Source organism: Endozoicomonas sp. G2_2 (genome assembly GCF_017744135.1).
GTDB lineage: Bacteria > Pseudomonadota > Gammaproteobacteria > Nevskiales > Salinisphaeraceae > Salinisphaera.
The window spans coordinates 384968-407442 of sequence record NZ_JAGHQU010000001.1 but is presented as its reverse complement, the minus strand read 5'-3'; the positions used below and the strand labels follow the sequence as shown (position 1 = coordinate 407442).

At 64.0% G+C, this 22475-nt stretch carries 19 protein-coding genes; all 19 read right to left on the bottom strand.

Annotation, left to right across the window (positions count from 1 at the left end):
- Positions 1–54: 54 nt before the first annotated feature.
- The 19 genes from J7355_RS01790 to J7355_RS01700 all read right to left on the bottom strand — a co-directional run bounded on the left by J7355_RS01790 (position 55) and on the right by J7355_RS01700 (position 22446).
- Complete coding sequence (locus J7355_RS01790) at positions 55–993, bottom strand: 2-dehydropantoate 2-reductase (RefSeq protein ID WP_209059314.1); 939 nt, start codon at positions 991–993, stop codon at positions 55–57.
- Positions 994–1198: 205 nt separating this feature from the next.
- Positions 1199–2350, bottom strand: a complete 1152-nt coding sequence (locus tag J7355_RS01785) for an acyl-CoA dehydrogenase (protein WP_209059312.1) — start codon at positions 2348–2350, stop codon at positions 1199–1201.
- A gap of 27 nt (positions 2351–2377) precedes the next feature.
- A complete protein-coding gene (locus J7355_RS01780) occupies positions 2378–3565 on the bottom strand; it encodes an acyl-CoA dehydrogenase family protein (protein ID WP_209059311.1) in 1188 nt (395 codons plus the stop codon).
- A gap of 23 nt (positions 3566–3588) precedes the next feature.
- Positions 3589–5679, bottom strand: a complete 2091-nt coding sequence (locus J7355_RS01775; protein ID WP_209059310.1) for a 3-hydroxyacyl-CoA dehydrogenase NAD-binding domain-containing protein — start codon at positions 5677–5679, stop codon at positions 3589–3591.
- Positions 5680–5760: 81 nt separating this feature from the next.
- The gene (locus J7355_RS01770; RefSeq protein WP_209059309.1) at positions 5761–7419 is read right to left on the bottom strand and encodes a long-chain fatty acid--CoA ligase; all 1659 of its coding nucleotides are present in this window, start codon (positions 7417–7419) and stop codon (positions 5761–5763) included.
- Positions 7420–7602: 183 nt separating this feature from the next.
- Positions 7603–8421, bottom strand: a complete 819-nt coding sequence (surE, locus tag J7355_RS01765; RefSeq protein ID WP_247739681.1) for a 5'/3'-nucleotidase SurE — start codon at positions 8419–8421, stop codon at positions 7603–7605.
- A gap of 33 nt (positions 8422–8454) precedes the next feature.
- Positions 8455–9537 carry a phosphotransferase family protein gene (locus J7355_RS01760; RefSeq protein WP_209059308.1) on the bottom strand — a complete coding sequence of 361 codons (1083 nt, stop codon included), beginning with the start codon at positions 9535–9537 and terminating at the stop codon, positions 8455–8457.
- Between the two features lies 1 nt (position 9538).
- Positions 9539–10303 carry an SDR family oxidoreductase gene (locus J7355_RS01755; protein WP_209059307.1) on the bottom strand — a complete coding sequence of 255 codons (765 nt, stop codon included), beginning with the start codon at positions 10301–10303 and terminating at the stop codon, positions 9539–9541.
- Between the two features lie 65 nt (positions 10304–10368).
- A complete protein-coding gene (locus J7355_RS01750) occupies positions 10369–11583 on the bottom strand; it encodes an acyl-CoA dehydrogenase family protein (RefSeq protein ID WP_209059305.1) in 1215 nt (404 codons plus the stop codon).
- Positions 11584–12020: 437 nt separating this feature from the next.
- Positions 12021–12536: a PaaI family thioesterase gene (locus J7355_RS01745; RefSeq protein ID WP_209059302.1), complete on the bottom strand. Its 516-nt coding sequence runs from the start codon at positions 12534–12536 to the stop codon at positions 12021–12023.
- Positions 12529–13332 (bottom strand): IclR family transcriptional regulator, encoded by an 804-nt coding sequence (locus J7355_RS01740; protein ID WP_209059300.1) that lies wholly within the window; start codon positions 13330–13332, stop codon positions 12529–12531. Before J7355_RS01740 ends, J7355_RS01745 begins: the two co-directional genes overlap by 8 nt.
- 483 nt (positions 13333–13815) lie before the next feature.
- Entirely contained in the window at positions 13816–15267 is a 1452-nt protein-coding gene (locus J7355_RS01735; protein WP_348522981.1) for a DHA2 family efflux MFS transporter permease subunit, read from the bottom strand.
- A gap of 9 nt (positions 15268–15276) precedes the next feature.
- Positions 15277–16308, bottom strand: a complete 1032-nt coding sequence (locus J7355_RS01730) for an NADP-dependent oxidoreductase (RefSeq protein WP_209059298.1) — start codon at positions 16306–16308, stop codon at positions 15277–15279.
- A 120-nt stretch (positions 16309–16428) separates the two neighbouring features.
- The gene (locus J7355_RS01725) at positions 16429–17598 is read right to left on the bottom strand and encodes an ABC transporter substrate-binding protein (RefSeq protein WP_209059296.1); all 1170 of its coding nucleotides are present in this window, start codon (positions 17596–17598) and stop codon (positions 16429–16431) included.
- Between the two features lie 76 nt (positions 17599–17674).
- Positions 17675–18382 carry an ABC transporter ATP-binding protein gene (locus J7355_RS01720; protein WP_209059294.1) on the bottom strand — a complete coding sequence of 236 codons (708 nt, stop codon included), beginning with the start codon at positions 18380–18382 and terminating at the stop codon, positions 17675–17677.
- The gene (locus J7355_RS01715) at positions 18369–19133 is read right to left on the bottom strand and encodes an ABC transporter ATP-binding protein (RefSeq protein ID WP_209059292.1); all 765 of its coding nucleotides are present in this window, start codon (positions 19131–19133) and stop codon (positions 18369–18371) included. Before J7355_RS01715 ends, J7355_RS01720 begins: the two co-directional genes overlap by 14 nt.
- On the bottom strand, positions 19126–20169 hold the full coding sequence (locus tag J7355_RS01710) for a branched-chain amino acid ABC transporter permease (protein ID WP_209059290.1): 1044 nt from the start codon (positions 20167–20169) through the stop codon (positions 19126–19128). The genes J7355_RS01715 and J7355_RS01710 overlap by 8 nt, the downstream gene beginning before the upstream one ends.
- Positions 20169–21032: a branched-chain amino acid ABC transporter permease gene (locus J7355_RS01705; RefSeq protein WP_209059288.1), complete on the bottom strand. Its 864-nt coding sequence runs from the start codon at positions 21030–21032 to the stop codon at positions 20169–20171. Before J7355_RS01705 ends, J7355_RS01710 begins: the two co-directional genes overlap by 1 nt.
- A gap of 718 nt (positions 21033–21750) precedes the next feature.
- Positions 21751–22446: an ABC transporter ATP-binding protein gene (locus J7355_RS01700; RefSeq protein ID WP_209059285.1), complete on the bottom strand. Its 696-nt coding sequence runs from the start codon at positions 22444–22446 to the stop codon at positions 21751–21753.
- Between the last annotated feature and the right edge of the window lie 29 nt (positions 22447–22475).

Here is a 22475-nt window from a genome sequence, read left to right as displayed (position 1 = left end):
GTCAATATTCCGCAGGGCGGGATATTTCATCCGAGTCCCTGTGCCCGCCGCTGGCTAGGCTGACTTGCTTGCCAGCACCTCGCGCATGGCCAGCGCCGCGCGCATGGTTTCCAGGCGCGGCACGGGCACCCCGTGCCGGCGCGCGATGGCGACCACGTTGCCGAGAATGGCGTCGATCTCCATCGGCCGGCCGTTGAGATAGTCCAGTGCCATGCTGTTGCGGTAGGCGGGCATCTTGCGCGTACCCGAAATGTTCTTGTCGATGGCGTCCTCGGGCATGGGGTGGCCGTCGGCGGCAGCGACCGCCATCACCTCGGCCATCATCTCGCGCGCGAGCGCTTCGCCGCCCTCGGTATCGAGCATGGTGACGGTATCCGCACCGCCGGCCAGCACCGACAACGGATTGAACGGGGTATTCCAAAGGCTCTTGCGCCAGCGTTCGGCCACCACCGACTCCGACAGCTTGATGTTGATGCCGCCGGCCTCGAACTTGGAGGCGATCTCGCGGCAGTCGTCGCTGATGCCCTCGGGCCAGGCGCCCATGGTGAGCTGGCCGAAGGCCTTGTGCTCGATCCGGCCCGGCTCGGTACGGCTGACCGCGATGAACGCCAAACAGCTGATGAGCGGATTGGACGGAAAGACGTCGGCCACCGCACGCTCGATATCGATCCCGTTCTCGATCAGCACGATGCGCGTGTTATCGCCCACCCAGGGCTTGAGCAACGCGCCGCGGTCGACATCCGGCAGCACCTTCACGCAACAGATCACGTAGTCCGGCGCCTGGTCGGGCGTGTCGCCGTCCCGGTAGACCGCATCCGGCTGATAGGACAGATCGCCCAGCGGGCTGTCGATCGCGAAGCCGTTTTCGCGCACCACATCGTATTCCGAGCGCAGCACCACGCTGACATGACAGCCGGCGCGCTTGAGAATCGCACCGTAGAAACTGCCGATCGCGCCCGCACCGACCATGACCACTCGGGTGACTTCACTCATCGCATCGTCCTTTTCCTGTTGAGCCTGCACAGGCGAGCGCTGGGCCGTGCCACCGCCCGCCGTCATCGCAAGACGGCCGACTGCAGACTACAGCAATCCGCCGTATCCCCGGCATCGCCCTGATCGTGCGCCGGGTTGCATCCATAAAAAACGGGCTGCCGGCATCTACCGACAACCCGTTGTCCGTCGCGACCCGATCACGGGATCAGGCAGCCGCGTTTTCCTCGGTGAGCTGGTCGATCAGCCGATCGAGGTGATAGTTGCGATCACCCAGATAATGATCGATCAGCACGATCCGTTTGGCGTAGTGGGAGATCGACGATTCGTCCATCATGCCCATGCCGCCGAACAGCTGGATCGCTTCCTCGGCCACGTGACGACCGGCCTTGCCGACCATGTACTTGGCCGCGGCCAGACGCTGGCGACGCTCGGCTTCCGGGGCGTCCAGCGAGCAGGCCGCCCAGAGCGTCATGGAACGCACCTTCTCCAGCGAGATGCGCATGTCGACCATGCGGTGCTGCAGCGCCTGGAAGCTGCCGATAGGCACGCCGAACTGCTTGCGTTCCTTGATGTAGTCCAGCGTCAGGTCGCAGGCCATTTCCATGGCGCCCGTGGCCTCGGCACACATCGCCACGATGCCGCGATCCAGCGCATGCTGCAGCGGCTTCGCCGCACTGCCCTCGTCGCCGACCAGCGCATCCGCGCCGACCTTCACGTTATCGAGCGTGATCTCGGCCGCACGATGACCGTCGAAAGTGGTATAGCCCTCGCGGGACACGCCCTCGGCATCGCCTTCGACGATGAACGCGCTCAAACCGCTAGCCGACGGGTTGTCGCCGCTGCTGCGCGCGATCACGAGCAGGCGATCGGCGCTGTCGCCGCCGAGCACGACCGCCTTCTGGCCGTTGAGCACGTAGCCGTCGCCGTCTTTCTTCGCGGTGGTTTCAATCCAGTGCGCGTCGTAACGGCCGGCCGGCTCGTAGCAGGCCAGCGCATAACGCTGCTCGCCGCCGATGATCGGTTCCAGCGCTTCGGCCTTGGTGTCGTCATCCAATGCTGCATCGAGGAAGGTACCGGCCAGCACCACGCTGGACAGATACGGCTCGACCACCAGCCCGCGGCCGAAGCCTTCGGCCACCACCATCAGCTCGGCGCCGCCGCCATCGAAGCCGCCGGCAGCTTCGGAGAACGGCACAGCCAGCAGGCCGAGTTCGGCGAACTGCGACCAGACCTCCGGCGAATAGCCGGCGTCCGACTTGATGATCTTCTCGCGCTGCTCGAAACCGTACTGGTCGGCCACGACGCGATCGACCATGTCCTTGAGCATCCGCTGCTCGTCGCTATAGGAAAAATCCATTGTCTATTCCTTTTCCTGCGTACCGGACTACAGTCCGAGGATCGCCTTGGAAATGATGTTCTTCTGAATCTCGTTCGAGCCGCCGAAGATCGACAGCTTGCGCAGATTGAAGTACGTCGTCGCAGCCGAACCGCTGAACTCGGGACCGATCGCATCCTCGACCACGTCCTCGTCCGGGAACGGCAGCGCGTAGGGGCCGGCCAGCTCGCGATACAGATCGGAGATCTTCTGGCGCACTTCCGTACCCATGATCTTCAAAAACGAGCTTTCCGCGCCCGGCACGCCGCCGGCTTCCGCAGCCGAAACCACACGCAGGTTGGTCATCTCGACCGCCATGAGTTCGAGTTCCAGCTCGACCAGGCGCTCGGCGACCCGCGGGTGCTCGATCAGCGGCTTGCCCTCGGCCTTCTCGGTGCGCGCGATCTGCTTGAGATGCTCCAGCGCGGCCTTGGAAATACCCACGCCGGCAATGCCGGTACGCTCGAAGGTGAGCAGGTACTTGGCACAGGTCCAGCCCTTGTTCTCTTCACCGACGAGGTTCTCGACCGGCACCTTCACGTTGTCGAAGAACACTTCGTTGACTTCGTGCGCACCGTCGAGGGTGATCAACGGGCGCACGGTCACGCCGGGCGTGTTTTCCATGTCCACCAGCAGGAACGAGATGCCTTCCTGCTTCTTGACCGTGGTGTCGGTACGCACCAGCACGAAAATCATGTTCGCGTGCTGGCCCAGCGTGGTCCAGGTCTTCTGGCCGTTGACGATGTAGTGATCGCCGTCGCGCTCGGCGCGACATTTCAGCCCGGCCAGGTCCGAACCGGCACCCGGCTCGGAATAGCCCTGGGCCCACCAGTCCTCGCTCTTGAGGATGCGCGGCAGGTAGTAGTCCTTCTGTTCCTGGGTGCCGAACTTGATGATCACCGGGGCGACCATGTTCAGGCCGAAGGGCAGGATGCGCGGCGCGCCGGCCTCGGCGGTTTCCTCCTCGAAGATATGCTTCTGGATCGGGCTCCAGCCCGGGCCGCCGTGCTCTTCCGGCCAGTTGATCGCCAGCCAGCCTTTTTCGTAGAGCGCGCGCTGCCAGGTGATCATGTCCTCCGGCGAGACATGCTCGGAGGATTTCACCTTGTCGGAAATGCTCTTGGGCAGCTTCTCGGCGACGAAGGCACGGACCTCGTCGCGGAATGCCAGTTCGGCTTCGTTGTATTGAATATCCATTGATTACTCCGTAGTGCGCAGCGTTACAGGTCGCCGAACTTGCGACCTTCGCCGGCCAGCTTTTCGAGCAGCGCCGACGGCTGCCAGGCCGCCTCGCCGGATTCGTCGTAGAACTGTTTGACCTTGGCGTGGATGGTGTCGAGCCCGACCTGGTCGGCCCAGAACATCAGACCGCCGCGATAGACCGGGAAGCCGTAGCCGTAGATCCATACGATATCCACATCCAGCGGACGCATGGCGATGCCTTCTTCGAGGATCTTGGCGCCTTCGTTGACCATCACGTACAGGCAGCGCTCCAGGATTTCCTGATCGCTGACGTCGCGGGTCTCGATGCCTTTTTCCTTGCGATACTTCTCGATCTCGGCCATCGCCGTGTCCGACGGGCGCGGGGTGCGATCGCCTTCGGCATAGTCGAACACACCACCGCCGGTCTTCTGGCCCCAGCGCTCCTGCTCCGCCAGGGCGTCCATCCAGTCGCGCTCGGGGGCGTTGTCCGGATCGTCCTCACGCAGGCCTTCACGGATACGCCAGCCCACGTCCAGACCGGCCAGATCGGCCATCGCGAACGGGCCCATCGGCAGGCCGAAGTCGAACAGCACTTTGTCGACCTGCGACGGTGTGGCGCCTTCGTTGACCAGCTGCACGGCCTGGGCCTGGCGCTTGTGCAGGATGCGGTTGCCCACAAAGCCGTTGCATACGCCGACCAGCACGCCGACCTTGCCGATGCGCTTGGACAGGTCCATGACCGTGGCGATGACTTCATCGGAGGTCGCCTCGCCGCGCACGTTCTCGAGCAGCTTCATGACGTTGGCCGGCGAGAAGAAGTGCATGCCGATGACGTCTTCGGGGCGCTTGGTGGACTGGGCGATTTCGTTGACGTCCAGCGTCGAGGTATTGGTCGCCAGAATCGCGCCGTCCTTGCAGACGCGATCGAGCTCGCCGAACACCTGCTTTTTGACCTTCATGTTCTCGAACACGGCCTCGATCACGAGATCCACATCCGACAGGTCGTCATAGGACAGCGTGGTGCTGATCAGCGACATGCACTTCTCGACCTGTTCGCTGGTCATGCGGCCTTTCTTGGCGGTCGCTTCGTAGTTCTTGCGGATGAGCGCCACGCCCTTATCGAGCGCTTCCTGCTTCATCTCCAGAATCCGCACCGGAATCCCGGCGGACAGGAAGTTCATGGCGATGCCGCCACCCATGGTGCCCGCACCGATGATGCCGACCTGCTTGATCTCGCGCTTGGGCGTTTCCTTCGAGATGCCGGGCACCTTGCCCACTTCACGCTCGGCGAAGAAGACATGGCGCTGGGCCGCGGATTCCGGCGAATTGAGCAGTTCGGTGAACAGCTCACGCTCGCGTTTCATGCCCGCTTCGAAACTGGACTCGGTGGCGGCAGCCTGTACCGCCTTGATGCAGTGGAACGGGGCCAGGAAGCCGCGCTTCTTGCGCGCGATGGACTTCTCGAACTCGGAGAAGACGTCGTCGCTTTCCTTCTCGACCGACAGCTCGCTGACCTTGCGACGCGGCGCGTTTTCGGCAATCAGCTGCTCGACGTAGGCAATCGCTTCGGCCTTGAGATCGCCGGAGACAACCTTGTCGACAACGCCCATCTTCTCGAGCTGCGCGGCCTTCATCGGCTTGCCTTCGACGATGGCCTGCATCGCCGCCTTGGCGCCGATCAGACGCGGCAGACGCTGGGTGCCGCCGGCGCCCGGCAGCAGGCCGAGATTGACTTCCGGAAGGCCCATCTTGGCCGAGTCCAGGGCCACGCGATAATCGCAGCCCAGGGTGATTTCCATGCCGCCACCGAGCGCGGTGCCGTGCACCGCGGCCACGAGCAGCTTCTCGCTGTCCTCGAGCGTCTGCACGACGTCCGGCAGACCGGGCTCCTGCGGCGGCTTGCCGAACTCGCGGATATCGGCCCCGGCCGGGAAGGTGCGGCCGCCGCCCATGATCAGCAGCGCCTTGGCGCCATCGTCGGCGATACCCTTGTCCAGCGCATCCACAATTCCCTGGCGCACGGCATGGCCCAGTGCGTTGACCGGCGGATTGTCGACCGTGATGACGCCGACATCGCCGTCGCGTTCATAGGAAACCACTTCACTCATAACCACTCCTTCTCTTTGACGGTTGCCGGCCCGACACGCTTGAAGTGCAGGCCGCTACTTGTTCGTTGTCGGCGAACCGGATCAGCCGGCCTCCGGCCACTCCTGCTCCTGCAGCGCGCGCCACATCACCTTGCCGGTGGGCGAACGCGGCAGCGTCTCGCACAATTCCACCACCCGCGGCACCTTGTAGGCCGCCATGTTTTCGCGACACCAGTCGCGAATCTCGTCGGCGCTGGCCGCACCCTCGTTGTTGAGCACCACGCAGGCCTTCACGGTTTCGCCGCGGCGCGGATCCGGCGTGGAGATCACGCAGGCCTCACGGATATCGGGGTGACGATACATCAGGCTCTCGACCTCGGCCGGCCAGACCTTGTAGCCGGATGCATTGATCATGCGCTTGACCCGATCGACGATGAAGAAATAACCCTCGTCGTCGTAGTAGCCGATATCGCCAGTGCGAAAGAACGACTTGCCGTCGAGCTCGATGAACGCCCCCTCGGTTTCTTCCGGGCGGCGCCAGTAGCCGGTGAAGATCTGCGGCCCGGCCGACACGATCTCGCCGACTTCATTTGGCCCCAGCTCGGCGAGCGACTCGGTGTCGATGATGCGCGAGTCCACATCGAATACCGGGATCCCCAGGCACTGCGGCTTGGGCCGATCGAACGGGTTGATATGCGTGCCGGCGATGGTCTCGGACAGCCCATAGCCTTCGATATAGCGCAGGCCGGTCAGCTTGAACAGTTTCTCGGAGACCGCTTCGGGCATCGCCGCCCCGCCACCGCCGATGTTTTCCAGGCTCGACAGATCGAACTGGTCGATCTCCGGGTCGGAAAGCATGTCGATCGCCATGGTCACGATATTGGTCCAGCGCGTGATGCGGTAGCGCTCGATGAGCTTCGCCGCCGTTCGCCGCTCCCAGCGCGTCATCAGCACCACGGTGGAGCCGATGAAGATCGGCGCGTTCATGCCGTTCTGCATTCCGGTCACGTGAAAATACGGCAGCGTAGCCAATGACTTGCCTTCCGACGTGCTGCGGCTCCAGTAGACACTGTGCACGGCGGTCGCCATCACGCTGCGATGGGTGTGTACACAACCCTTGGGCGCGCCCGTGGTGCCGGAACTGTAGGGCAGCACGCACAGATCGTCGGGGCCGGCTTCGTGCGCGCTCGGCGTGTGGCCGGCATCCAGCGCATCACGCCACGTGATCGCCTTGTCGTTGTTCAGGGTCTGGGGTTCGGCCTGTACTTCGGCGGGCAGATCGAGATCGGTGCTTTCGGTGACGTAATCGCCGTAGTTGGCGACGATCGCATGCGCCAGCTTGCCGGCCTCGAGCAGCGGCGCGACGGCCTCGTAACGCTCCTGACCACAGATGCAGATCGCGGCGTCGGTATCCTCGACATAGTGCTCGAGTTCGACGCTGCGGTTCATCGGGTTCACCGGAACCACGGCGGCGTCGGCCCGCAGAATGGCGTAGTAGCCGATCACGAACTGCGGCGCGTTCTGCATGAATAGCAGCACGCGGTCGCCGCGTTTCACACCCTGGGCCTGCAGGTAGCCGGCCAGTGCGCAGACCTGGGCATCGAGTTCGCGATAGCTCAGCGGCGTGTCGTAATAGATGATCGCGGCGCGGTCCGGATAACGGCGCGCGGCGATCTCGAGATTGGTATAGATACTGGTCTGCGGCAACGCCAGCGAATGCGGCAGGTTGGCGGGCCAGACGGCGTGATGCCGATCGAACATGACGAATATCTCCTCGTTTTCACGACTGACGCCGCGCTCGCACTCTAGCCGGTGCGATTGACGACTGCTTGAACCGGACGCCGGCGCGGCTCGCGGCCTCGTCTCGACGCGTTGGCGTAGGCGCTACGCACGCCCGTACGCTTTCATGGATTGAAACGCTGTTTCGTTTTTGCAGCGGCTTTTTTACTCCGCGTGGTCGCTGATGTCCAGTCGCCATTCGCCGCCCGCGGCATGGCGTTCGAACGATCGTTCATCACAGCGGCTGCCGTGTAGCGGCGTGGCCGATACATACCCGTCGCGCAACGCGACGACATCCGCCTGCGGATCGACCACCGCGCTGGTGTCGCGCTCGAAGCTTAGCCAGTGATAGGCCAGCCCGCGGCCGTCGGCGCCGTCGATAAGCTGCGGCGCCACGATCGCGCCGCCGGACTGGCGCGTGAATCGCAGCCCGCGAATATCTGCCGGATCGCGCATCGGGAAGTTGATGTTCCAGCAACAGCGGGACGCGCCGTCGCTTTGGTCATGGCTTGCCCACAGACGCGCGATGGTATCGATGGCAAACGCCTCGGTCGCGGAAAAATCCACCGCACTGCGGTCGGTGAACGCCTGACTCAGCGCGACCGCCGGCAGGCCGAGATGATCGGCCGCGAGCACTGCCCCCACCGTGCCGGAATACATCACCGAATCGGACAGGTTCGCGCCCCAGTTCACCCCGGAGAGGACGAGATCCGGCGGGCTGTCGCGCAGCCAATCGGCCATCGCCACCATCACGCAGTCCGCCGGCGTGCCGGTCAGCGCATAGCGGCGTGGCCCGTATTCCGTCACCCGCAGCGGGTGATGCATGGAAATGCCCTGGCCGACACCGCTCTGGTCGGCCATGGGGGCGACCACCCAGACCTCCTCGGCCAGGCGCGCGGCCAGGCGCTCGATGACCGCCAGGCCGGGGGCGTCAATACCGTCGTCATTGGTCACGAGCACGCGGCCGAGATTCTTCATGGACATTGCCGTCTATCGATGAACCGGATCACTGGGTATTCAATCGTGCGCCCGCGCCACGGCCCAGCCGCGCTCCGCGATCAGGCCGGCGCGCCGCCCGACGTCCAGGGCATCGCTGTTGCTGGCATTGCCCTGCAGCGCGCGCGCATAGACCCCCTGCAGGATCGCCGCGGTACGAAACAGCGAGAAGGCCACGAATACCGGCCAGTCGTCGATGTCGCCGATACCGCGCTGCTCGCAATAGCGGGCCAGCTGCGACGATTCGCCGGGAATGCCATGGGCGGCCAGATCCAGCCCTTCGATACCGCGCACACCTTTCACGCCGTATGGCAGGTGATACGGCATGCAGGCATAGGCCAGATCGGCGATCGGGTGGCCGATGGTGGCCAGCTCCCAGTCGAGCACCGCGGCCACCGATGTCGAATCCGGCGCCAGCAGCAGGTTGCCGATACGGAAATCGCCATGCGCGATCGCAGGCGTGGTATCGGCCGGGATATGGTCGGTGAGCCACTGACCAAGGGCATCCATGGCCGGATCGGTTTCGGTGGCCGACGCTTCGTACTGTCCGCGCCAGCGCTTGATCTGGCGCTCGACATACCCGCTCGGGCGGCCGAAATCGCTCAGACCGACCGCGTCGACATCGACACGGTGCAGCGCGGCGAGCGTATCCACCAGCGAATGATAGACGCCGCCGCGGTCCGCGGCAGCCAGCTCGGGCAGCGCCGGATCGCCGAACACCCGGCCGGGAATATAGTCCATCACGTAGAACGGCGTGCCGATCACGTCCGCATCCTCGCAATGGACATGCATACGCGGCACCGGCACGCCGGGCGCGTCGGCCAGCGCCGACATCACCCGATATTCGCGATCGATCCGATGCGCCGACGGCAGGATCTGGCCCGGCGGCTGTTTGCGCAGCACGTAGTGCGTGGGCGCATCGGCGCTGCCGGTCGTCAGAAAATACGTCGGGTTCGACTGGCCGCCCTGGAACTGGCTGACCTCGAGCCCGCCGTCCAGCAGACCATGATCGCTCAGATAGCTTTCCAGCGCGGCGCGGTCGAGGCGATGCGCCTCGCGCACCGCCACGATCTCCGGCGCCCCGGCGTTGGCATCCGACGCCATATCAGCAGATGGTTTCGCCGCCGTCGGCGACGAGGGTCTGGCCGGTCACATAGGCACTGGCCGGGGTGGCCAGGAACATCGCCACGCCGGCGATATCCACCGGCTCGCCGATACGCCGCACCGGCGTGCGTTGCTCGGCCTGTTCCAGACGCTTCGGATCCTCGACCAATGCCTTGGCGAAGTCGGTACGGACCAGGCCGGGCGCGATGGCGTTCACGCGAATGTTCTTCGGGCCCCATTCGACCGCGAGGTTGCGCACCAGCGCAGCTTCCGCGGCCTTGGATACGCCGTAGGCGCCGATCACGGTATTGCCACGCAGGCCGGCGATCGACGAGAGCACGATCACGTTGCCGCCACCCTGCGCGGCCATGTCGGGCAGCACCATGTTGCACAGCCAGAACGTGCCGCGCACGTTGGTTTCCATGATCTTGTCCCAAGCCTCGTCGGAAAGCTCGGCCGTGGTGCCGTAAACCGGGTTGGTGGCGGCATTGCAGACCAGCACGTCGATCTGGCCGTAGGCTTGCTTGGTCTTGTCGACCAGGTTCTGCAGATCGTCCTTCTTGCCGACATGGCAGGCGATGGCCATCGCCTCATAACCTGCCTTGCGCAATTCTTCGGCGACCGGCTCGCAGGCCTCGGGCTTGCGGCTGGAGATCACGACCTTGGCGCCGGCGGCGGCCATCTGTTCGGCGATCGCCTTGCCGATACCGCGGCTCGAGCCGGTGATGACCGCGACCTTGCCGGTCAGATCAAAAAGATTCGACATGGGTGCTCCTCTCGATTCGGGCGCGTGCCGGCACCGTTGGGCCCGGCACGCTCTTTTTTAGAGTATTAGCCGCGGGCCGCGCGCTGGCGACGCAGCTCGAGCTTGGCGATGCTGTCCAGATGCACTTCGTCCGGACCGTCGGCGAGCCGCAGGGTGCGGACATTCGCCCAGGCGGAGGCCAGGAAGGTGTCCTGACACACGCCCATGGCGCCATGGGCCTGGATCGCGCGGTCGATGACGTTGAGCGCCATCTCGGGGGCGATCACCTTGATCATGGCGATCTCCTGACGCGCTTCCTTGTTGCCCACCTCGTCCATCATCTTCGCCGCCTTGAGCGTGAGCAGACGGGCCTGCTCGATCTCGATGCGCGAACGCGCGATGTTCTTGCGGATCGAGTCGAACTCGGAGATCTTGCGGCCGAAGGCTTCGCGGCTTTCCACGCGTGCGCACATCGCTTCCAGCGCCCGCTCGGCCAGGCCGATGGTGCGCATGCAGTGATGGATACGCCCCGGGCCCAGACGCCCCTGGGCGATCTCGAAACCGCGACCTTCGCCGAGGATCAGGTTTTCGGCCGGCACGCGCACGTTGTCGTAGTGGATTTCGGCATGGCCCTTGGGCGCGTGGTCGTAGCCGAACACGTGCAGGTCACGCTCGATCTTCACCCCCGGTGTATCCAGCGGCACGAGAATCATCGACTGCTGACGATGTTTTTCGGCCGTGGGGTCGTTCTTGCCCATGACGATGGCGATCTTGCAGTTGCGCGCCATCGCACCCGAGGACCACCACTTGCGGCCGTTGACGATATATTCGTCGCCGTCGCGCTTGATTTCGGTGGCGATGTTGGTGGCGTCCGAAGAGGCCACGTCCGGCTCGGTCATCGAGAAGCAGGACTTGATCTTGCCGTCGAGCAGCGGCTCCAGCCACTGTTTCTGCTGCGCTTCGCTGCCGTAGCGGGCCAGCACTTCCATGTTGCCGGTGTCGGGCGCGCTGCAGTTGAACACGATCGGCGCGATCGAGGAGCGGCCCATGACTTCACACAGATGGGCGTAGTCGTAGTTCGACAGGCCCGCGCCGTATTCGCTCTCCGGCAGGAACAGGTTCCAGAGCCCTTCGGCTTTGGCCTTGGCCTTGAGCTCTTCCATGATCGGCGGCCAGGACCAGCGATCGTCGCTGTCGTCGTGTTGCTGCTTGTAGACCGCTTCGGCCGGGTAGACGTGTGCGTCCATGAACGCAAGTAGCCGGGAATGCAGGTCCTCGGCACGCTTGGATAGCGCCAGCATGGCATCTCCTCTTTGTCGGGCTGTCGTACTCAAGGGCGATGGCAGGGCCGATCGATCCCGAGCGTGTTGTTGTTGAAGCTGAAAACTGACATAGCGCCAACAGGCCGTCAATTTTCCGAAACGGCGTTTCACTTACTGCCGGTGCGCGGTTCGTCCAGTCATGCCCGCGACGCCACCGAACTCGGTTCGGCGCGTTGCGGTCCGGCAGGATGCCACGAAACCGAACGATCGTTCACCGCTCGAAAGCCTACGCCTATTCGCGGCGTAATTCGACTGTTTTCGTCGCAGGAAAATTCGTCGCCTCGGTGCACGGACGCGCCGACGCCGGCGGCGCGCGCCGTGGCAGCCGCATCTGCACAAGGCGCTCCGCTCGGCGCGACACGCGTCGTGGTGTTTCGAGAACGTGATTTTGCTCGCCCGATTCGGCGGGCACGGCGCTATGCGTCGATCGGAATGCCTTCCGGGCCTTCACAGCCACTGCGCAAGCGATAGGTGCCCTCGCCCATGGCGAGCAGTCGATCGTGCGCATCGACGATATCGACGCTGGAATTGAAGATACGGCGACCACCGGCCCGGCGCCGGCCGATGGCGCGCACGTGGCCGCCGCTGGCCTGGCCGGTGAACGTGGTGGTCATCGACAGGGTGATCGCCTCGCGGATGCGCCGGGGATAGGGGCAATAGCTGCCCGCGGCGGCGCCGGCGATGTCGAGCAGCGACGCGAGAATGCCGCCGTGCAAAACGCCCGCAAGATTCAGATGCCAGTCTTGGATCTCCAGGCCGAGCACCGCCCGATCCGGCTCCCACTCGAGAAACTCGAACCCCAGATGTGCGGCAAAGCCGCGGTCGTAGCGGGCGTTGGCATGGTCGAGCGTGAATGCTGCGCCTTGTGCCGTCGCGTCTTCGTTGCTGCCGGTCTGCGGCGACGCCGTGTCGCCTGCGTTGTTGTCAGTCACCACCCACCACGAGTTGTCGAACCTGTTCCACCACCTGCTTGAGGCGCGGGCCGAGGTTCTCGATCATGACGTCTCGCGTGAGTCTTTGCGAGGCGCCGCCGCAATTGAACGACATCACGCGCTGGCCGTTCTCGAGCACGAGCGGTACACCCACACCGCTGATATCGCGGCTCCAGGTGCTCTCGGTCATGCAGAAGCCGTAGCGATCGTAGTCGGCAAACGCGCGCTCGAGCAGCGGCTCGATCTCGGACCATTCGGCGCGTGATTCGGCGCGAATCTTTTCGTAGTAGACCTCGCGGTCGGCCTCGTCGTGCGCGGCCAGAAAAGCCAGCCCCATGGAGGACAGCGCCATCGGCACCCGTGACCCGACCTGCAGCCGCAGTATCAACGGCCCCTTGCCCTGGCACGTCTGTGTGTAGGTCAGGTGCGCGCCCTCGGGTACGCCCAGCGCGACCATGCAATCGGTCGCATCGGCCAGATCCTGCATGAACGGCCGCGCAATGCCGCCGACACCCTCGCTGGCCAGATAGCGATACCCCAGATCGAGCACGCGCGGCCCGAGCCGGTATTTTTCGAGATGCGGCATATACAGCAGGTAGCCGAGCTGGGTGAGCGTCGCGGTGAGACGCGACACCGTCGGCCGCGGCACGTTCGTGCGCTTGGCGAGTTCGGCGTTGCCCAGATATTCCGCGGCGTCGCCAAAGCAGCGCAGCAGCTCCAGACCACGCGCCAGCGCGGTGACGTAGTTGTGCCCCTTGTTCTGATCTGGGCCGTCGGTCAACTCTGTCTTTCGCATGGTCTGATTGCTCCCCGAAGCATTATTTCCCTGTCGCGCCGGCCGTGCACCCACGATGCCGCGCCGGTTTTATTGTTCTGTCGTGGTATGGCCCGTCGGCCAGAAGGTATGCCAGCGATACGACAGGTGCCGTCGCAAGCACTATCCGGGCTCGGATAGTACAGGCGAGCCGATGGCAAAACGAAACATTATGGATTTTTCCGTGCACATGCCATACCGAAAAGGTCGCATATCGTCGAGATTCTGTTTGTGTCGCAGCCTATGAACGCCAAGAATCTGTATTCATTACGCTTTTAAAAACACAAATGATCCGCTTCATACGCGGCACTCGGCCATCTAAACGGCGTGCACGCGCTCTAAAGAACAATCTGCGCCATATTCCGCGCAGCAGTGCGTCTACGTGCGCCAAACTTCAAGCAAACCCCGTTCGCCGCACGAACGCATGTTCGCGCCGACACCCTGCATCGGACGGGCCCCACATCGTCAGGAGGCCAGTGCGCGCCGCGCACGCGCCAGGCGGCTCAACGGCCAGAAAGCGATCACGAACAGGATCGCCAAAGCCATGAAGGCATAGTCGAAACCGGCTTCGAACACGGTCGCGGCATCCATCTCGGGATGCCGCATACGCACGAAATCGCTGGCGTACTGAGCCAGCACCGCACACAGATTCACCCCGAGCGCGCCGCCGATCTGACGGCCGAAATTGATGATGCCCGAGCCCCGGTCGAGCTGATCCTCGGAGAGCACGGTCAGGCTGGCCGTGGTGATCGGCGGCATCATCAGCCCGACACCGAGCCGGCCAAGCAGCGTCCAGATCACCAGCCAGGCGATCGCGGTGCTGGTCTGCGACAGACTGAGCAGCACCATGCTGGCAATAAAGAACCCGAGGCCGATGGTGACCATCCAGGCGATCGGCATGCGATCGGACAAATGCCCGGCGAGCGGAAACACGAAAGCCATCGCGAGGCCCGCCGGTACCAGCATCATGCCGGCCGCAGACGCACTCATGCCCGCCGACTGCTGGAAATACAGCGGAGCCAGATAGGTACTGGCAAAAAGACCCGCGCCCATCACGATCGACAACGCGAAACCGCCGGCAAACCCCGGGCGCCGGAACAGGCGCAGATCCAGCAGTGGCTCGCGACAGCGGCGCTGCCAGAGCACGAACACCACCGCCAGAACGAGGCCCAGGGCAAGTGCGGCATCCAGGAGGGGATCGAATACGCCACGCCGGTGCAGCGACGCCACCGCCCACAGCAACGCCACCAGCGATACGCTCAGCAGCACGAGCCCTGCCCAGTCGAGCGTCACGCGACGGTTCTCGCTGCGGCCCGGCAGGAACCGCCAGGCCATGCCCATCGCCAGCGCGCAGGCCGGCAAAACGACGAAAAACGTCGCGCGCCAGGAAATGCCATCGACCAGCACGCCCCCCAGCGCGGGCGCGATCGCGGGGCCGAGAATCACGCCCATGCCGTAGATGCCCATGGCCTGGCCGCGCCGATGCACGGGAAAGACCTGGAAGATCGCGATCAATGCATGCGGCTGGATCATGCCCGCGGTAAGCCCTTGCAGCGCCCGCGCTCCCACCAGCACGCCGAAGTCACCGCTAAAGCCGCCAATCAGCGACGCCACGATGAACCCGGCCATCGCCAGCGCGAACCCGTGCCGCGAACCAAAGCGTGCCACCGCCCAGGCATTGAGCAACATGCCGACCGTCATCGCGGCCAGAAAACCCGTGGCCAGCCAGTGCACCTCGTCCTGGGCGACGTCGAAACGGCCCATGATCGCCGGCACGGCAACGTTGATGATGGTGGCGGCCAGCACCACCGAGAACGTGCCCAGCATGACGGTCGCGGTGACGTACCACTTGTAGGCACTGCCGTAGTGCTCGGTCAGGCCGGCGATGGTGCGCTGATTGTCCGGCGTTGCGTTCACCCGGGCAGATCAGTCACGCGTCGGGTCGGGCGCGACCCGTACCAGTAACTTGCCGCGATTGCGCCCCTGGAGCAGCCCCTGGAAGGCGGTGACCGCATTCTCCAACCCCTCGACGATGTCTTCCTGATAGCGCACGTCGCCGTTACGCACCCAGGCGCTCATGTCGCGCTGGAAATCGCCGTAGCGGTGGCGGTAATCGAACTGGATGAAGCCCTGTACGCGCAATCGCTTGACCAGCACCTGCCCCATGAAGGCCACGAGCCGGTCCGGGCCGCGGGGCGCTTCGCTGTCGTTATAGTGGGCGATGCGCCCGCAGACCGGCATGCGTGCAAAATCGTTGAGAAGACCACGTACGGTGTCGAAGACCACCCCGCCGACATTCTCGAAATAGACGTCGATGCCGTCCGGACAGGCGCCGGCCAACTGGTCGGCGAAATCGTCGTCCTTGTAGTTCACGCAGGCATCGAAGCCGTAGGCGTCCACGACGTGCCGACATTTGTCCTCGGCGCCGGCCACGCCCACCACGCGACAGCCCTTGATCTTCGCGATCTGGCCCACCACCTGACCGACCGCCCCTGCCGCCGCGGAGACCACCACCGTCTCGCCGGATTTCGGCTCGCCGATCTCGTCGAGGCCGACATAGGCGGTGAAACCGGGCATCCCCAGAACACCGACCGCGGTGCTGATCGGCGCAGCCGCCGGGTCGAGCCGGCGAATGCCCTTGGCCGGCTGCACGGCGTATTCCTGCCAGCCGCCATGGGCGAGGACGTAGTCACCCACGGCAAACCCGTTGTCGTTGGATTCGACGACTTCGCCCACGGTCGCGCCTTCCATCACCGCGCCTTCGGCGACGCTCGCCGCATAGGATTTGGCTGCGCTCATGCGACCCCGCATGTACGGGTCGAGCGACATGTAGATGGTTTTCACGAGCACTTCACCCGGGCCGGGGCTCGGCATCTCGGCGTTCTGCAACTGCAGGTGGGTTTCGTCCGGCATACCCTGCGGGCGCTGGGCGAGGATGATCTGACGATTGACGCTCATCGGGTAGGCTCCTGGGTCGTTCGTGGCGCCGCGCCGCACGCGGCCTGAATGATCGGACGCTGCAAAGAAAACAGGGGCACCGAAGTGCCCCTGAAATTGCGGGAGCGTCCCCTTCGGACTCTATTCGGCGCCGATCTCGGAGATCTTACGCAGCTCGACCTTGCCATCGATCACTTCCGCGATCTCGACATCCACGGCGAGATTGCCGGAATCGCTGATGTCCTTGACCTCATACGGGTTGTGGTTGGTGGCAACCTTGCCCAGCGCGTCGGGAATGGCCGCACGAATGGCTTTGGCGTCCTCCACGGTACCGGCCTGCTCCATGGCGCGGGCGATCAGATACATGGCGAAGTAGTTGTAGGCGGTCTCGGAGGTCGGCACGCCGTCGTGGTCTTCCTTGTAGAGCTCCACGAAATCGGCCGCGCCCGGATTGTCCGAGTAGACCAGCGGGGTGACGCCCACGCCGCCCTCGACGGCTTCCATGCCGCCGGCCACCTTCGCCACTTCGTCGATCTTGGCCTGGTCCATGATCACGAAGCCGCCCTCGAAGCCGAGTTCACGCGCCTGACGCACGACCAGACCAGTCGGCTCGGAAGCACCGCCCACGAACAGCACGTCCGGATCCGAGGCGAGTACTTTGCTCACGCCGGTGTAGAAGTCCGCGGACTTGTTGTAATCCATCGGGTTGCTGGCCACGACTTCACCGCCGGCCGCTTCCCACGCAGGCACGAACGCCTTGGTCCAGTACTTGGCATAGTCGTGGGTGGCATTGGCCACGCCCAGCTTCTTGCCGTAGCGGTCCATGGTGAGCTTGGTGAACGGCTTCACGTAGTCGGTGAAGTTCGGCGGTATCTTGACCGTGAGCTCGTTGCCCTTTTCGGTGACCGACGGAATCGAGGTATACGACATCACCAGAAAGCCGTCGCGTTCGTTGAACGCCTGCAGCGCGAACGTGCCACCGGAGTGCGGCGTGAACACGATCGGCGTGCTGTACTGCTGGACCAGACGCTTGCCGTTGACGGCCGCGCGGCTGGGCGAATACATGTCGTCGAGGCTGACGATGTTGATCTCGTAGCTCGTGCCGTCGACATCGATACCGCCGCCCGCGTTGATTTCCTCGGCGGCCATGCGCAGGCCTTCCAGGGTGTTCTCGCCGTAGAGCGCGGCGCCACCGGACAGCGGCCCGGTGAAACCAATATTAACCTTCTCCGCGGCCTGGACCGCGCCGGCCATACCCATGGCCAGAGCCGTGGCAACTGCTGCCCGGCGTACCGTTTTCTTGAACGTCATCTACATCTCCCCTCTTTTATTCGGGTTGGTTGCTACAGCTCGTGGGTCACGAGATTCTTTGTCGGTTAGCGGCCTGTTACGCGCCGATATAGGCCTTGCGCACGGCTTCGTTGCCGAGCATTTCGTCGCGGTTGCCCTGCATGACCAGCTTGCCGTTCTCGATCACATAGGCACGCGTGGCGATCTTCAGCGCGGCGTAGGCATTCTGTTCGGCCAGCAGCACAGTGGTGCCTTCGGCGTTGATCTGTTTCACCGTTTCGAAGACCTGCTTGACCACCAGTGGCGCCAGGCCAAGCGATGGTTCGTCGAGCATCAGCAGTTTGGGCCGGCCCATCAGCGCACGCCCGACCGCCACCATCTGCTGCTGGCCGCCGGACAGCGAACCTGCGGATTCATCCTTCTTCTCGTCGAGAATCGGGAACATCGCCAGAATGCGCTCGAGTGTTTCGTTCATGCCCGCGCGATCGCGACGGTGTACATAGCCGCCCAGGCGCAGGTTCTTCAGCACCGACATGCCGGGAAACAGCTTGCGGCCTTCGGGACATTGCACGACGCCGGCCGCTACCAGCGCCGAGGGCTTACGCCCGGTGACGTCCTTGCCGTCGACGCTGATCCGCCCGGCAGCCGGCTTCATCAGCCCGCTGATGGTGTTGAACAGCGTGGTCTTGCCGGCGCCGTTGGCGCCCAGCAGAACGACCAGCTCGCCGCGGTCGATCTCCATCGAGACGCCATCGAGCGCCTTGAAACTGTCGTACTTCGCGTCGACGCCCTCAAGCTTCAGCATCTTCTTTCCCCAGATAGGCTTCGATCACCACCGGATCGTTCTTGACTTGCTCGGGCGTGCCTTCGGAAATCTTCTCGCCATGATCGAGCACGATGATCTTGTCGGCGATGCGCATGATCATGTCCATCTTGTGTTCAATCAGGCACACGGTCACGCCGTGCTCGACCATCTTGTGAATGAGATCGACCAGGCCGTCGGTCTCTTCCGGATTCACGCCGCCGGCCGGCTCGTCGAGCAGTACCAGTTCCGGATCGGTCGCCAGCGCGAGCGCGAAGGCAATGCGCTTGCGCTCCTCCTGGCTGGTGTCGGCGATATAACGGTTGGCGATATGCGACAGGCCGACGAAATCCAGCGTCTCGGCCGCGCGCTCGCGACAACGCTTCTCGTCTGCCTTGAGGCGCTTGGAGTTGATGATCACGTCCCACAGATGCGACTCGGTACGCAGCCGATGGCCGACGATGAGATTGTCGAGCACCGTCGACTCCTCGAACAGCATCGTGGTCTGGAAAGTACGCGCCACGCCCAGCCGGGCGATCGAATCCGGCGATTTGCCGGCCAGATCCTGGCCCTTGTATTCGATCACCCCCTCGGTCGGCGGCATGGCGCCCGCGATGAGGTTGAAGAACGTGGTCTTGCCGGCGCCGTTCGGGCCGATGATCGCGTTGATCTGGTTGGCCGGGAATTCGACGCTCACGTCATTCACCGCCGCCAGGCCCCCGAAGCGCTTGGTGAGATTGCGGATATTAAGCATTGTTGCGCGCTCCTTGCGTTTCCACACCGTCGTCGTTGGCGGTGTCGACTTTGGCCTGGCGTGCAGCGCGCGGCGCCTGACGGGCCAGGCGCCGACCGCGCCAGCCGAGGAAACTGCCGACCAGTCCGCGCGGGAAGAAGATGACCAGCAGCACCAGCATCGGGCCGAACACGATCATCCGGTACTCCTCGAGCGACTGCACTGCCTGGGTCAGCCAGGTCACGATCAACGTGCCCAGCAGAGGCCCCATGAGCGTGCCGATACCGCCGACCAGCAGATAGGCGATCATGTCGAAGGTGTGGATGAAGTTGGCTTCCTCCGGACCGATGAAGCGCACCACACCGGCATAGAGACCGCCGGCCAGCGCTGCGTAAACGGTGGAGATCACGAACGCGAGAATCTTGTTGCGCATCAGGTTGATGCCGAGTGACTGCGCGAGGTCGTCGCTGATGCGAATGGCCCGGAATGTGCGTCCCAGCAGGGATTCGGAAATCCGCCGGCTGAGCCAGATCGCAAGGGCCAGAAACGCCAGAACCAGATAGTAGAACGGCACCGTCTGCGTGAAGTCGATCAGGCCGAAACCCTCGGGCGGCGCGATGTTGATGATGCCCAGCGAACCGTGGGTCAGCGCCTCCCACTTGTCGATCATCAGATAAATGATGTAGCCCACGCAGAGGGTGAAGATCGCGAAGTAGTGCTCCTTGAGCCGCAGCGACACGATACCGACGAAGAACCCGAACACCGCGCCGAACAGTCCGGCCCCGAGAAACGCCGGCCAGAACGGCCAGCCGTGATCCACGGTGAGAATCGCCACCACGTAGGCGCCGATGGCGAAAAAGCCGCCGTGGGCCAGATTCAACTGGCCGCAATAGCCAGTGATGATGTTCATGCCATAGACCGCGATGGCCCAGATGAACGCCAGCGCCATGACATAGATGTGGTATTCGCTGCTGGTGACCAGCGGAAACACGATGGCCAGACCCAGCAGCAGCCAGCGCATGGTCGAGCCGAGAAAGAAATCGATGGCGCGGTTCATCAGCGAACCCCCTTGGTGAACAGGCCGGTGGGCTTGATCGACAGAATCACCACCAGCAGCACGAACGCGATCACGTCCTTGTAGGTGCTCGACACATAGAAACCGCCGAGCGCTTCGGAAAAGCCGATGATCAGCCCGCCGATGATCGCGCCCGGGATACTGCCCATGCCGCCGAGAATGATGATCACGAAGGCCTTGAGCAGCACCAGGTGACCCATGGCCGGATAGACCAGATTGATCGGCGCGAACAGCCCGGCCGCGACCGCGGCCAGCGCGCCGGCAATGGCAAAGGTCATCATCGCCACGCGGTTGGCGTCGATCCCGACCAGAAAGGCGCCCTCGCGGTTCTGCGCCATGGCCACGATGGTGGCGCCGGTCATCGTCTTTTTCAGGTACAGATGCAGCACGCCCATCAGCGAGAAGGCGCCGACGATGATCAGCAGGCGCTGGGCCGGCAGGGTGAGGTCACCCAGGCGCAGAATCTCGTTGTACGGCGTGGGTATACGACGGAAGTCCGCGCCCCAGTGCATCTGCACCACCGCCTCGAGGAACAGCAGGATGCCGATGGCCGCGATCTTGTCGTGAATCGGCGGCGCGTGGCGCAGCGGATGAAACACGAGGCGTTCGCAGATCACCGAAAGGGCCGCCACCACGATCGCCGCCGCCGCAATGGCGAACCAATAGTTCAGCCCCAGTTCCACCATCGTGAAATAGCAGACATAGGCGCCGACCATGTAGAGCGCGCCATGGGCGAAATTGGGCACGTGCAGGATGCCGTACACCAGCGTCAGCCCCAGGGCGACGAGCCCGTAGATGCTGCCGAGCGTCAGGCCGTTGAGCACCTGTTGTAGGAACAAATCCAAGACGGTCTCTCCCCAGTTGAAAGAACGGTGGCTAGATCAGGCGCAGCGCCGGCGCAAAGCGGCGTTACGACAGGCAAATGAGTCCGCAACGCCGCACGCGTGAGCCGGCGTGGCGCGGAACGACAGGGAGGAACGACGGGCAGGCCGGTGACGAATACACGACGTGCGAAAGGCAGCGGGCCTGTGGGCGCTGGCCTTGGCCGACGGACGCAGCCCGACCAGCGACCGCAACCTGATCTGACGATCAGCCATGCGGGGTATCTCCTCATCCTGTGTTGGCGTCGCGGCGGGGTGTTTTCCGATCTGTGTCGGTTGGGCCGTCGACGTCGTTTTTATTTCTCGCGATCAAAGCTGCCACGCCCCCACACCGGCGTCAACAGGATTTTGAAACCACATTTCACTTGCAGTCTGCAGGCACCGTGGGCGCTCTGTGGCGACGGCGGAAAGCGCCGGAACGGCGAAAGCCATGCGCGACAAGCGATACCGATCGAACGTTCGTCAGACGATTACGCAAAGCGTCTTGATCGAGCTATAAGACCAAAGCAGAAGACGCCTCAAGGCGCCGCGCGATTACCGCCCGCGGATCGTGGCGCCAGTGCGCCGGGCGCGCGAAATACGCGCCTGAAACGCATGCCGGATACCGGGCGACCGAACGGCAACGCCCCTGCGACGACCGCGCCCCGCAGCCCGTGACCGACACCGCGCAAGAGCGCCCAAGTCAGACTTCGAGCCACTCCCGACGCACGGCATCGTCGGCCTGGAGATCCTGCGGGGTGCCTTCGAACACGATCTGGCCGTGCCCCATTACGTACACCCGGTGCGACACGCGCATGGCAATGCTCAGCTTCTGCTCGACCAGCAGAATCGACACGCCGCTGGCCGCAACCTCGAGCAGAAAGTCACCCACCTGCTCGACGATCTGCGGCGCCAGCCCTTCGGTGGGCTCGTCGATCATCACCAGCGCCGGATTGCCCATCATGGTGCGGCACATGCTCAGCATCTGCTGTTCGCCGCCGGAGAGCAGGTCTGCCTTGACGTCGGCGCGCTCGGACAGGCGCGGAAACAGTCGATAGGCGTCGTCGATCGTCCAGCGCGATTCGGCGCCGACCTTCTGCACGCCCATTTCCAGGTTTTCACGGGTGCTCAGCCCGCTGAAGGTCAGGCGATCTTCCGGTACATAGCCGATGCCCTTGCGCGCGATGCGGTGCGCACTCATCCCGGCCAGTTCCTCGCCCTTGAAACGAATCGAGCCACGCGGCGGCACCAGCCCCATGATCGACTTGCAAGTCGTCGAGCGCCCGACGCCATTACGACCGAGCAGACTCACGATCTCGCCTTCGCCGACGTCGAATGCCACGCCCTGGAGGATATGGCTCTTGCCGTAATACGCGTGCAGGTTCTCTACTTCGAGCATGGAGCGATCTCTGGTGTCAGTGTGCGCGC